The organism is Richelia sinica FACHB-800 (assembly GCF_014698825.1).
Classification (GTDB): Bacteria; Cyanobacteriota; Cyanobacteriia; order Cyanobacteriales; family Nostocaceae; genus FACHB-800.
In genome coordinates this window covers 37,291-50,693 of record NZ_JACJTT010000022.1, presented here as the reverse complement: position 1 = coordinate 50,693, position 13,403 = coordinate 37,291, and the positions used below count along the sequence as shown (strand labels likewise).

Here is a 13,403-nt window from a genome sequence, read left to right as displayed (position 1 = left end):
GAGATTTGGACGCAGAAATCTCAATTTAGCAATTCCCACCAAACAAACTTTTTGGTAAAAAGAAAACCTCCCTTTCCAACATAATGACTAACATCCCTCTGCACGGAATTAGTGTCAATGGTGGATCAAATCACCATGAATCACCAGGTAACTGGAAGCGATACTTTGGCTTTAGTACAGACCATAAGGTAATTGGGATTCAATATCTCGTTACCTCCTTTATCTTCTTCCTCGTTGGCGGTATCTTCGCCATGATTCTCCGGGGTGAACTCATTACCCCCGAAGCAGACTTAGTAGACCGCACCGTATATAACGGAATGTTCACCATGCACGGAACCGTAATGCTGTTCCTGTGGACATTTCCCTCCCTTGTTGGTTTAGCTAACTATCTCGTTCCCATTATGATTGGGGCCAGAGATATGGCCTTTCCCCGCCTCAACGCCGTCGCCTTCTGGATGGTGCCAGTGGTGGGTATTCTCCTCATGTCCAGTTTCTTCGTTCCCGGCGGCCCTGCCCAAGCTGGTTGGTGGGCTTATCCTCCCGTCAGTTTGCAAAACCCCACAGGTAATTTGGTGAATGGTCAAGTTCTGTGGTTATTAGCGGTAGCGGTTTCCGGTGTATCTTCCATCATGGGTGCGGTCAATTTTGTCACCACCATTGTGAAGATGCGCGCCCCTGGCATGACCTTTTTCAGAATGCCCCTGTTTGTTTGGGCAGTATTCAGTGCCCAAATCATCCAATTATTTGGTCTTCCCGCCTTAACTGCTGGTGCAGTTATGCTGCTGTTTGACCTAACCGTTGGTACTGCCTTCTTTGACCCCAGCAAAGGTGGGAACCCAGTGATGTTCCAACATTACTTTTGGTTCTATTCCCACCCTGCGGTTTACGTGATTATTCTCCCCATTTTCGGGATTTTCTCAGAAATTTTCCCCGTTTACGCCCGTAAGCCTTTATTTGGTTACAAAGTTGTTGCCATTTCTTCCATCTTAATCGCCGTAGTCAGTGCAATTGTTTGGGTTCACCACATGTATGTGAGTGGTACCCCTGGTTGGATGCGGTTGATTTTCATGCTGACAACAATGTTTGTGTCAGTACCCACAGGCATTAAAGTATTTGCTTGGGTGGCAACTATTTGGGGTGGTAAGTTGCGATTAACTACACCTATGCTGTTTGCCTTGGGTGGTTTAATTATGTTCGTCTTCGCCGGCATCACAGGCATTATGTTGTCTTCTGTCCCCGTAGACGTTCACGTTAACAACACCTACTTTGTAGTTGGTCACTTCCATTATGTTCTTTATGGAACCGTCACAATGGGCATGTATGCAGCCCTCTACCACTGGTTCCCCAAAATGACCGGCAGAATGTTCCATGAAGGTTGGGGCAAAATCCACTTCTGGTTGGCATTCATTGGTACTAACCTCAACTTCTTACCCATGCACCCATTAGGTTTGCAAGGGATGTTACGCCGCGCGGCTTCCTATGCACCAGATTTAGTCGGTTGGAATATCGTTGCTAGTTTAGGTTCCTTCTTGTTGGGAATGTCTACATTACCCTTCATTTTCAACATTGTGATTTCTTGGATGCAAGGTGAAAAAGCACCAGATAATCCTTGGCGGGCAATAGGTTTGGAATGGATTATACCTTCTCCCCCACCAGTTGAAAACTTTGAAGAAATTCCCACTGTTATTAGCGAACCTTACGGCTACGGCAAATCTGAACCTTTAGTTGCATCTGCAAAAGAATAAATGGTGATGGTTGACTGTTAACCTCCCATTGTTAACTGTCACCTATCATCCGCCATCTATCACTTGTTTTTGGAGTATTGTGCCAATGAATAGTTCTGTTTCTCCAGAAGAGTTACATCATCCCAGTCATGAACATGGACATGATGAAGAAGGCAATAAAATGTTCGGTTTTATTGTCTTTCTCTTATCAGAAAGTGTCATTTTCTTAAGCTACTTTGCTGGCTATATTATTTACAAAACCACATCAACAGATTGGTTACCCGCTGGCGTTTTTGGACTAGAAATTAAAGAACCTGCGATTAACACAGTTGTCTTGGTTTCTAGTAGCTTTACAATTTACCTAGCTGAGAAGCATCTAGCTAAGAAAAACTTATTAGGTTTTCGGGCATTCCTATTGTTAACAATGGCAATGGGTAGTTACTTCTTGTATGGACAAGCAGTGGAATGGAGTAACTTAGAGTTTGGTTTCACTTCCGGTACTTTTGGCGGTCTTTTCTATCTGTTAACAGGGTTTCACGGTTTGCACGTATTCACCGGTATTCTGTTACAGTTCCTTATTTTGATTCGTTCTTTCCTACCTGGAAACTACGATAACGGTCACTTTGGTGTAGATGCCACTTCCTTATTTTGGCACTTTGTTGACGTTATCTGGATTGTTCTGTTTATCCTCATCTACGTTTGGCAGTAGATTTTTTAGCAAGCAAACAGCAAAAATTGATGTAAGGGTTTAGCAATGCTAAACCCTTACAAGTAGGGGAAAGACAATTGTGTGGTATTGGTAAATGGTTATTTATCTTATAGTAACGGACAATATTGGGTTGGTTTTCATATGGTTATAAACCAGATTATCTAATTCATTTACTAAGTGATATCATGTTATATAAAAATTTTGGTTCTTCAGTATCTAATATGCTAAATTATTAAAATAAAAATCTTCTGTCAGATGAAGAAGAACAACCAAATAATTGATAGGGTTGATTTTTGAGGCTAAGAGGATGTTTTAAAAGTGGGGGGCTATCGTAAAAAAGCTCACAAGGCTTAAGCTGAGATTACAGATAACAGCACCTTGTGAGTCAATGACTAAAGCATATCCTAGTAACTTAACCTGGGAACAGTGGGAACTGATTTCAGACCTCTTAAGAGAAGCCAAAACGGGTGGTCGTCCTCTCCCAAGGGGAGACGCTTCGCGAACGTAATACGGTGATGTACACAGTTGTAAATGCTATTGTTTATGTGCTTTGTGAGGGTTGTAGTTGGCGAGGTTTACCAGGTGATTTTCCTCCGTGGCAAACAGTTTACGGATATTTCCGAGCATGGCGTTTAGACGGTACTTGGCTAAAAGTACATGACAAACTTTACCAGTGGGTAAGGGTAGCAGCAGGACGTGAGCCAAGACCATCTGAAGCTGCTGTTGATAGCCAGTCAGTAGAAACAGCAACAATGATCTATCAAGAAGTTGGCTATGACGCGGCTAAAAAGATACACGGTAGAAAGCGGCATCTCACAGTAGATTTACTAGGGCTAGTTTTAAGAGTCTTGGTTACGTCTGCTTCTATACCTGAGCGACAAGGGGCTAAAAAAGTCCTAGAACAAGTTCATGGTATGGGTGGCAAGGTAAAACGATTGCACACAATTTGGATGGATGGGGGCTATAGAGGTGAGGAGTTTGCACGTTGGGTCATAGATATGTTTCGATGGATCGTTGAAATTGTTCTCAGACCTTTAGAGAAAAAGGGCTTTGTCCATTTACCAAAAAGGTGGGTTGTAGAGCGAACATTTGGATGGCTCAATTGGTGTAGGCGCTTGAGTAAGGATTATGAACATCTGCCTCAAACTTCAGAAACTTTTATCTATATTGCAATGATTCGCATCATGGTCAGGCGATTAGCATAATTTTTAACTGGCTTTGACTTTTAAAACATCCTCTTAATTTCATCCATTCATATTCAAAATTCTGTCATATAAATTAACATTGATGCTATCCTTCAAAAATAATTTCAGGAAACACATTTATTTACATATATAAATATAGTTCCAACTTCTGCTATATATATTGAATTAGGTTTTAGTATGAGTAATTTTAATACCAATTCTATGAAAAAAGTTGCCATTATCGGTGCTGGGCCTAGTGGAGTTCTACTAGCTCATTACCTGTTACGTCGGAATGATCAATACCAAATTGACATTTATGAACGTCGCAGTGATCCCCGGAATATTGCTTTTTCCAAAGTGCGGAGTTTCCCTATTTCCTTAGGTGACCGAGGAATGAGTCCTATAGCCCAAATTCCTGGACTAGTAACAGCAGTCAAAGCAGTGAGTATCGAAAAAGTAGGAACTATTATTCACCAAAAAAATGGGAAAACTAAAGTAACCAATCGTCAAAAACCTCTTGTTACTTTAGATAGGACTCATTTAGCTACAGTTTTATTAGAAAAGTTATTGGAAACTCATAATCAGCACATTAATATTCATTTTAATACTCAATTAATAGCTGTTGATTTTGCTGCTAAAAAAGCTAAGTTGCAAAAAATATCAACATCTGTAAATACAGAGGTAGAAGCAGAATTTACCATTGATTATGACCTACTAATTGGCGCTGATGGCGCGCGTTCTGTTGTCAGAGAATATTTGAGCAATACACCTGATTTTGAATTTGAACAAAATTACGTTCTCAATGCTTATAAATCCATCTTTCTACCCAAGCCTGACCCCATACCAGATGTGAATTTAGAAAAAAATAAAATTCATACTTGGAGATTGACAGGCGGTATATCTGTTCTCATGCTATATCAACTAGATGGGGCTATGAGTGGTGTAATTCTTTTTCCCTATGCCAACAATCCCATTGCCAAATTGACTACTGTTGATGAAGTATTAACTTTTTTTCGAGATAATTTTCCAGAAATTAGTAAATTAATGCCAGTTTCGGAGGCGGAAGAATTTTTAAAAAGACCAATATCCAGGGTTTTAACCGTGCGCTGTAACCGTTACCATTACCAAGATAGCGTTTTACTCCTTGGTGATGCGGCTCATGCTGTTTCCCCTTCTATCGGACAAGGATGTAATTCAGCATTAGAAGATGTGTTTATTTTTAATCAATTATTAGATGAATATGGTGATAATTTAGCCATTGCTTTGGAAAACTATAGTCTACGTCGTCACCCTGATGGGATGGCTGTAAGAGAATTAAGTGATTATTCTTTTCCTGTTTCTAAAAAATTATTTTTTGAGTTTCTTCTTCTCAATACTTGGACAAAACTTCTACACAACATTTTTCCTCAGCGTTGTCTACCCCCGATATTTGAAGCAGTATTTCAAGATAATTTATCCTATAAAGAAATTTTGGATTATTACCAAAACTGGATATCTAAAGTCAAAGCAAGCAATATCAAATTTTATGCAAATGTAGAAAATAACAAGCAATCAAACTCAGGTGAATAATAGGATATTAACTACAGCTAAAACTGAAATAAACAAAGGCTTTTAGCACTGTCATCCGTTACCTGCTATAAATATTAAACAATTGTTTCTCGCCATTTACCTTGTTTAAAAACTATCAACAATACAACTGCACGAACAAACCAATCACAAGTAGAACCTAACCATACACCTACTAATCCTAAATTGAATCCCATCACAAATGTATAGGTAGCTATGAGACGCACAATTAACCAACCGGCGAGAGAGACGAAAAAAGCTATTTTAGTTGCCCCTGCTCCCCGTAATGCCTGTTCTAAAACTATACTAATAGCCATAAATGGTTGTGCTATAGCTGCAATATAAAGACAAGGAATACCTGTGGCAATAATTTGTGGGTCAGGGGATAAAATACTTAACAATTGGGATGGGATCAAGATAAAAGCTAAACTACCTATTCCCTGTAGGATGACTGCAAAGATAGTAGCTGCAACTGCACTCCAAGTAGCTGATTTCAATTGTTTTGCACCAAGTTTTTGGGCGACATTGGCAGCCGCAGCTGTACCAAAACCTTCTGCTGCCAGGTAACAGATTTCTTCCACACCTAAAATTGCTTCGTGGGCAGCCATGGCCACACTACCCAAGGATGCAATCATAAATGTAAAACCAAGATAACCCAAACTCCGAAACAAGCGATCGCCTAATGCCGGTAAGGATACTCGCAATACTCGCCCCAGTGCGTCCCATTCTCCACCATATCCACGCCAACTAATTGCACCTTGGTCTCGACTGAGAATCAAAATCAGTACGGTGGTATTAATAGCCATTGCTGCTACACTACCAATTGCTGCACCTCTCACCCCTAATTCTGGTGCCCCATAATGACCAAAAATCAGTATGTAGTCGATAACAACGTTAATGGCATTGGCAAATAAAGATATGAAAAAAGGTGTACGAGTATCCCCTGCCGCTTGGAGAATGGCAGCAGCAACTATTGATAACAGCATTAGTGGTAGTGCTGCTAAAATAATTTGCAGATATTCATCAGCACCTTGGATGACGCTGGGATCACTAATAGGAAATAAGCCAATTATCCCTGATAGATTCAGTAAACAGAGAACGGAAGCGGCAATTCCTATCACCAATGTAAATAGTAAACTACTCCGGGCAGTAGCCCCAGCTAAAGACTTATTCCCACTACCAACAGCCCTTCCTACTAAGGCTATAGTCCCCACAGCAACAGCGGAGAGAATACTATACAGACACCAAAAAGAACTACCGCTAATTCGCATTGATGCCAGTGCTGCGGTACTGTAGTGACCTAGCATGATTCGATCAACCAAAACAATTAAGGTTTCCAGTATTGATTGACCAACCAAAGGTAATGCTAAACGTAAAACTTCAATACCAATAGTTCTTTTATGTTGAGATATCACTGTAATTTTTGAGTTTTTTTGGCTAAAAATTCTCTGATTTTGTTGTGCAAAAGACCTGACGGTGTTATATCTCCACCAAATTTATCTGGCACAACCTCATCTAGAATTGGTACAACAATTGGTAATACTGCCATCAAAATATCATCGTCTCAATCTTGAGAAATGTGTAAATTAGAACAATCTATAGCAGTAACCGATCATGTGCAAGCAAACAATGGACGGGTAAAACTACATTAGCTATACCATCATCACCCCATTGCCAAAAATAAAATTTACCAGTAATTAATGTGTTATTTCTACACCATGAGTGGTAGGAAATTAAATTTAAGAGAGTGGGAACTACATGGGACAGGGTTTTTTACAAATTGCGTTAATACTATGTATCGTTGTTGCCATAACGCCCAGATTGGGTAAGTATATGGCGAATATCTTCTTGGGAGAGAGAACCATCCTCGACCCAATTATGAACCCGGTGGAAAGAACTATCTACGTTTTGGGGGGAGTAGGGAAACAAGAAGATATGACTGGTTGGCAGTATATCCGTGCCGTGATATCCAGTAACCTAGTCATGGGCATAATTGTCTATGCCTTACTTTACTATCAAAAATTTCTGCCGGGGAATCCCAATGGCTTAGTGACTATCAAATGGGATTTATTACTACATACAACTATTTCTTTTCTTACGAATACCGACCAACAACATTACCTGGGCGAAAATTCTTTTAGCTATTTTAGCCAAACCGCAGCCTTAGGCTTTTTAATGTTTACCTCCGCTGCAACTGGTTTAGCAGTAGGAATTGCCTTTATTCGCGGCTTAACGGGAAGAAAGCTAGGGAATTTTTACGTTGATGTGACTCGCGCCATTACTAGGATATTATTACCCATTTCTGTAATTGGGGCGATCGCTCTGTTGGCTTTAGGTGTCCCCCAAACTTTAGCCGGTACATTAGTCGTGCAGACCCTAGAGGGAGGAACCCAGTATATCCCTAGAGGCCCCGTTGCTTCCTTTGAAATCATCAAAATGTTGGGAGAAAACGGTGGTGGTTTTTTTGGTGCCAACTCAGCCCATCCCTTTGAAAATCCCAATGGCGCTTCTAACTTGATAGAAACTATCGCCATGATTTGTATTCCCTCATCCTTAATTTACACCTATGGTGTATTTGCCAATAACCTCAAACAAACATGGTTATTGTTTTGGATGGTGTTTATTATCTTCGTGATTCTCGTCTGGATTACAGCCTCTGGTGAATTGCAAGGGAACCCCATCGTTAACAACAATTTGGCCATAGAAATGCCCAATTTAGAAGGGAAAGAAGAGCGATTTGGTTGGGCGCTGACCTCCTTGTGGGCAGTGATTACCACCGCTACTATGTGCGGTGCAGTCAACGGAATGCACGACTCCCTCATGCCCCAAGGCATCTTTTCCACTTTATTTAATATGTTTCTACAAATTGTCTGGGGTGGACAGGGAACAGGCACAGCCTATCTTTTCATCTACTTGATTCTCACGGTGTTTGTCACTGGACTGATGGTGGGAAGAACCCCAGAATTTTTAGGACGGAAAATTGAAAAACGGGAAATTGTTCTAGCCAGTATCGTCTTGCTGATTCACCCCATTGTGGTTTTGATTCCCAGTGCCATTGCCTTAGCCTACCCCATTTCCCTATCAGGCATTAGTAACCCAGGCTTTCATGGCATATCCCAGGTCGTCTATGAATATGCTTCCGCAGCCGCTAACAATGGATCTGGCTTAGAGGGGTTGAACGATAATACCCTGTGGTGGAACATCAGTAGCAGTATAAGTATTTTAGTAGGGCGTTACGTACCGATTATCTCTATCGTCCTTTTGGCTGATAGTATGTCTCACAAGCAACAAGTTCCTGAAACCCGTGGGACGTTAAGAACGGATTCCCTGATTTTTACCAGTATTACTGCTGGTGTCACCCTGATTTTAGGAGTGTTGACTTTCTTCCCTGTACTGGCTTTAGGCCCCATTGCTGAAGGTTTAAAATTAGCCTCTGGAAGTTAGTTACTTGTTCTTTGTCCACAAGATTTTGGATTTTAGATTGATTTAGTCCAAAATCTTCAATCTTCAACGTTTGTGCCCCTTCTCACCCAACTAAAATGAATCAAGTGGCAACTACCCCAAAAGGAAAACCACCCCGTCCAAGCGATCGCCGTCAAAAACATAAACAAGCACGAGTCCGCACCAAAGGACTCTACTTCCGGGCTATTAGAGATGCCTTTGTCAAGTTAAGCCCTAAATATGCCATTAAAAATCCGGTGATGTTTCTGGTGTGGTTAGGAACAATCATTACCCTCGCTGTCACCATTGACCCCCAACTATTTGGCCCAGTCAATCAAAAAAATCCCCAACTCTTCAATGGCTTGTTGACAGTCATCCTCTTTTTCACCGTCTTATTTGCCAACTTTGCCGAAGCAGTGGCCGAAGGACGGGGAAAAGCCCAAGCTGATGCCTTGAGATCCAGCAAAACAGAAACCATCGCCAAAAAACTCTCCAACGACGGTAGCGTCACCGAAGTTCCATCCACCACCCTCACCCAAGGTGATACGGTCTATGTGGTAGCTGGTGATATCATCCCTGCGGATGGGGAAGTAATTATGGGTGTGGCTTCCGTCGATGAATCAGCTATTACCGGTGAGTCAGCCCCAGTGTTGAAAGAATCGGGTTCTGATGTTGCCAGTTCCGTCACCGGGGGAACTCGCATCATCTCCGACGAACTCATCGTTCGCATCACTGCTGACCCCGGTCGCGGCTTTATTGACCGGATGATTGCCTTAGTGGAAGGTGCGGAACGAAATAAAACCCCCAATGAAGTGGCTTTAACGGTTTTATTGGCAGTTCTCAGTTTAGTGTTTTTGTTTGTGGTAGGGACTCTGCCTGCTTTTGCCTATTATGTCAACAGTCCTGTGACTGTACCTGTGCTAGTGGCTTTATTAGTAGCCCTCATTCCCACTACCATCGGTGGTTTACTTAGTGCCATTGGCATTGCGGGGATGGACAGAGTGGCACAATTTAACGTCATTGCTACCTCTGGTAGGGCAGTGGAAGCCTGCGGAGATGTCAATACTTTAGTTTTAGATAAAACTGGCACTATCACCTTGGGGAACCGCTTGGCAGAATCATTTATTCCCATTAATGGACACACCAGGGCAGAAATTGCCAACGTTGCTTTAGCAGCTAGTATTTTTGACGATACCCCAGAAGGTAAGTCCATTGTCCGCTTGGCAGAAAAGTTAGGTGCAAAATTTGATTTAGACCGCAAAAAAGCCCAAGGAGTGGAATTTTCTGCCAAAACTCGCATGAGTGGTACTAACTTACCTGGTGGTCATGAAGTGCGGAAAGGTGCAGTAGGGGCCATTAAAGGTTTTGTTCGTTCTCGCAATGGTCGCAATACCCCAGAACTAGACGAAGCTTACGAAAAAGTCTCCCAACAAGGAGGTACACCCTTAGCTGTATGCCTGGATAATGAAATTTTTGGTGTGATTTATCTCAAAGATATTGTTAAACCCGGAATTCGGGAACGATTTGACCAACTGCGACGCATGGGTGTGCGGACAGTCATGTTGACTGGAGATAACAGAATTACAGCTGCGGTTATTGCCAAAGAAGCTGGTGTTGACGAATTTATTGCCGAAGCCACACCAGAAGATAAAATCAGCGTCATTCAACGGGAACAAGCAGAAGGTAAATTAGTGGCCATGACTGGGGATGGTACCAATGATGCCCCAGCTTTAGCCCAAGCTAACGTGGGTGTGGCAATGAACACAGGGACTCAAGCCGCTAAAGAAGCTGCTAATATGGTGGACTTAGACTCTGACCCTACCAAATTAATTGATATTGTCAGTATTGGTAAACAACTGCTGATTACCCGTGGTGCATTAACCACATTTTCCATTGCTAATGATATCGCTAAATATTTTGCTATTATTCCGGTTATCTTTGCCTCTGCCAACCTGGGCAGCTTGAATATTATGCAGTTAACCAGTGTAAATTCCGCTGTGCTGGCTGCTTTAATTTACAACGCTATCATTATTCCAGTTTTAATTCCCTTGGCATTAAAAGGTGTACGCTTTCGACCTTTAACTGCTAATCAATTACTACAACGGAATATCTTTATTTATGGTTTGGGTGGAGTAATTGCCCCATTTCTAGCCATTAAATTCCTGGATATGGTGATTACTGCTGTGGGGTTAGCTTAGTATGGCAGGTGATAGGTGAAATAACTAATAGTTGATTCTTTTAGATAATGGGGGAAAGTCATTAAGATACTAAACACTCCTTAAACCTCTCTCGTTGTAGGGGAGAGGCTTTAAAACTTACGTTTCTTAGGAATGAAGGGAGAAAGTTTCAAAAAATGTGTTAACAGCAATACTTTGACAACAACCTCTAATACCAAATCGAAAAATGTTGGCAAAAGATGATTACCCCACCCAAGCTATCGCGCACCCTCCCCGCAAGCGGGGAGGATTGGGGAGGGGTTTACCCAATGTGTTGGGTGCTTTTGGAGAATTGGTATAACTGCCCTATTTCCTATTCCTTAATTTCATAATCAACCGCATTGATTTATTCACAAAATACTACCAATGGATGTTATTGATTTCTGCAAATGGCTATTTACCCAAGGAATTAGACAACGCATACCTCTGGCTATTTTCATTACTATGTGCTTGAATTTATGCGTTGCTCAAGTCGTTTATGCTAGTGGGGGTGGAGTTTTAGAGCGTCGCTCTGCTTGGGCAATTGGAGTTTTAGGCTTTATTGTCTTTGCAGTGGTAATTTATTTATTTTACGTCATTTTTCAACCAGAAAAGTTTTAATAAAGTCCCTAATTAAAATTGGCATATGAGAATTATTCGAGAAATACTCCGCGCCCTGCGGATGACATTAATATTGTGGTTAATTACAGCAATTATCTATCCTATTTTCATTTTAGGAGTTGGTCAGGCAGCGTTATCATTTCCGGCTAATGGCAGCGTTGTTTATAATGTAGATAATCAACCCATTGGTTCGGCTTTAATTGGTCAATCTTTTACATCAGACAAATACTTTCATAGTCGCCCCAGTGCGGTCAAATATAGTCAAGGAAGAAAAGCTAGACCCACAGGAATTTCTGGAGGTAGTAACCTTGCTCCCACTAGTCCTGAGTTAATGAACCGGATTATGGAGACAGCAACTCAAATGCAAGATGATGGCTTACAACTAGTTCCTGATTTAATTTATGCTTCTGGTTCTGGTTTAGATCCACACATTTCTTTAAAAGCTGCTCGACAACAGTTATCAAAAGTAGCCCAAGCGCGGGGTATTAAGGAAGATGAGATTATTCCCTTAATTAATAAATATACAGAGGGACGATTTTTGTGGATTTTTGGGGAACCAGGAGTGAATATTTTGCGATTAAATTATGCTCTGGATTTACAAGAAATTAACCAAGAGCAAAATTAATTATTCATAGTAATAATGTTATCAAATCCAACAATTGGGCGATGATTAGAGAAAGCGAAATATTCAATCATGATCATCTTGGAGATCAACAACTACCGGAGATGATGATGAATGCTTCTATCTATACGGGTAAACGGGGAAAGCACAAAATTTTTATTGGTATGGCCCCAGGAGTAGGAAAAACCTACAGAATGCTAGAAGAAGGTCATGCGCTGAAACATGAAGGAATTGATGTCGTGATTGGGTTGTTAGAGACCCACGGACGTAAGGAAACGGGGGATAAAGCGCAAGGATTGGAAGTTGTACCCACACAGCAAATCTCACGTGAAAAGCTGATGCTGCGGGAAATGGATACTGAGGCAATTATTAAGCGATCGCCCCAATTAGTGTTAATCGATGAACTGGCCCATACCAATGTTCCTGGTTCCTCCAGAGAAAAACGCTATGAAGATGTAGAAGTGATTCTCGCTGCGGGAATTGATGTCTACTCCACCATGAATGTCCAGCATTTGGAAAGTCTCAATGATGTGGTCGCAAGAATCACTGGTGTGGTGGTGCGGGAAAGAGTCCCCGACCGGATTCTAGAGGAAGCAGACGAAGTTGTGGTGGTAGATGTGACACCAGAAACTCTCCAGGAAAGGTTATTGGAAGGGAAAATTTATGCACCGCAAAAAATCCAACAATCTTTAGACAACTTTTTTCAGCGTCGCAATTTAATTGCTTTGCGAGAATTGGCCTTACGGGAAGTAGCAGATAACGTAGAAGAAGAAGCGATCGCATCCACTCCCAAAGGACAATTTTGTAGTATCCATGAACGGGTTTTAGTTTGTGTCTCTACTTACCCGAATTCAGTACAATTATTACGTCGGGGGGCAAGATTAGCTGGTTACATGAATGCTCCTCTCTATGTACTATTTGTAGCCCATCCAGAACGGTTTCTCACCAAAGAAGAAAGTCTGCACATCGACACCTGTGAGAAGTTATGCAAGGAATTTGAAGGGACTTTTGTACGGGTCACTAGCAGTCAAATTCCCAAAGCTATTGCCGAAGTAGCGGAAAAATATCACATTACTCAGATAGTTATAGGTGAAAGTCAGCGATCGCGGTGGCAAATTATATTCAAGGGGTCTTTGACTCAACAATTAGTATCATTACTCAAAAATATCGACTTACACATTATTGCGACCGAGAAAACTTCTTCATCAAAGTCACGATAAGACAACCAATCGACTATTAGCAACACTTTGAGTGGGATGCAACTTTAGAGGTATTAATCATTGAACTACCTCCTGGTGCTGACCCTTGAATATTGGTATCAAGTTGAGCACCTTGAATAAG

11 protein-coding genes are annotated in these 13,403 nt (G+C 41.4%); 9 read left to right on the top strand and 2 right to left on the bottom strand.

What is annotated here, in order from left to right:
• The first annotated feature begins 83 nt into the window (after positions 1 to 83).
• The 4 genes from ctaD (at position 84) to H6G73_RS15475 (ending at position 5,186) form a co-directional block, all read left to right on the top strand.
• The gene (ctaD, locus tag H6G73_RS15490; protein WP_190606008.1) at positions 84 to 1,745 is read left to right on the top strand and encodes a cytochrome c oxidase subunit I; all 1,662 of its coding nucleotides are present in this window, start codon (positions 84 to 86) and stop codon (positions 1,743 to 1,745) included.
• A gap of 85 nt (positions 1,746 to 1,830) precedes the next feature.
• The gene (locus tag H6G73_RS15485) at positions 1,831 to 2,433 is read left to right on the top strand and encodes a cytochrome c oxidase subunit 3 (protein ID WP_190606006.1); all 603 of its coding nucleotides are present in this window, start codon (positions 1,831 to 1,833) and stop codon (positions 2,431 to 2,433) included.
• A 388-nt stretch (positions 2,434 to 2,821) separates the two neighbouring features.
• Positions 2,822 to 3,638 (top strand): IS5 family transposase gene (locus H6G73_RS15480; RefSeq protein WP_390840172.1). Its coding sequence is split into 2 segments (ribosomal slippage): positions 2,822 to 2,931 and positions 2,930 to 3,638, totalling 819 coding nucleotides; the frame shifts between segments, so codons are not numbered across the junction.
• Between the two features lie 177 nt (positions 3,639 to 3,815).
• Entirely contained in the window at positions 3,816 to 5,186 is a 1,371-nt protein-coding gene (locus H6G73_RS15475) for an FAD-dependent oxidoreductase (protein WP_242034214.1), read from the top strand.
• 74 nt (positions 5,187 to 5,260) lie between these two features.
• On the opposite strand, the gene H6G73_RS15470 is transcribed toward H6G73_RS15475, so the two are convergent.
• Positions 5,261 to 6,598: an MATE family efflux transporter gene (locus tag H6G73_RS15470; protein WP_190606002.1), complete on the bottom strand. Its 1,338-nt coding sequence runs from the start codon at positions 6,596 to 6,598 to the stop codon at positions 5,261 to 5,263.
• The gene (locus tag H6G73_RS15465) at positions 6,595 to 6,732 is read right to left on the bottom strand and encodes a hypothetical protein (RefSeq protein ID WP_206756235.1); all 138 of its coding nucleotides are present in this window, start codon (positions 6,730 to 6,732) and stop codon (positions 6,595 to 6,597) included. Before H6G73_RS15465 ends, H6G73_RS15470 begins: the two co-directional genes overlap by 4 nt.
• A gap of 209 nt (positions 6,733 to 6,941) precedes the next feature.
• On the opposite strand from H6G73_RS15465, the gene kdpA reads away from it, so the two are divergent.
• From kdpA to H6G73_RS15440, 5 genes are all read left to right on the top strand, one after another.
• On the top strand, positions 6,942 to 8,627 hold the full coding sequence (gene kdpA, locus H6G73_RS15460) for a potassium-transporting ATPase subunit KdpA (protein ID WP_190605998.1): 1,686 nt from the start codon (positions 6,942 to 6,944) through the stop codon (positions 8,625 to 8,627).
• 95 nt (positions 8,628 to 8,722) lie between these two features.
• Complete coding sequence (kdpB, locus tag H6G73_RS15455; protein ID WP_190605996.1) at positions 8,723 to 10,822, top strand: potassium-transporting ATPase subunit KdpB; 2,100 nt, start codon at positions 8,723 to 8,725, stop codon at positions 10,820 to 10,822.
• Between the two features lie 384 nt (positions 10,823 to 11,206).
• Positions 11,207 to 11,440, top strand: a complete 234-nt coding sequence (locus H6G73_RS15450; RefSeq protein ID WP_190605994.1) for a potassium-transporting ATPase subunit F — start codon at positions 11,207 to 11,209, stop codon at positions 11,438 to 11,440.
• Between the two features lie 25 nt (positions 11,441 to 11,465).
• Positions 11,466 to 12,065 (top strand): K(+)-transporting ATPase subunit C, encoded by a 600-nt coding sequence (gene kdpC / locus H6G73_RS15445; protein WP_190605992.1) that lies wholly within the window; start codon positions 11,466 to 11,468, stop codon positions 12,063 to 12,065.
• A gap of 101 nt (positions 12,066 to 12,166) precedes the next feature.
• The gene (locus H6G73_RS15440; RefSeq protein ID WP_199317746.1) at positions 12,167 to 13,282 is read left to right on the top strand and encodes a universal stress protein; all 1,116 of its coding nucleotides are present in this window, start codon (positions 12,167 to 12,169) and stop codon (positions 13,280 to 13,282) included.
• The last annotated feature ends 121 nt before the right edge of the window (positions 13,283 to 13,403 follow it).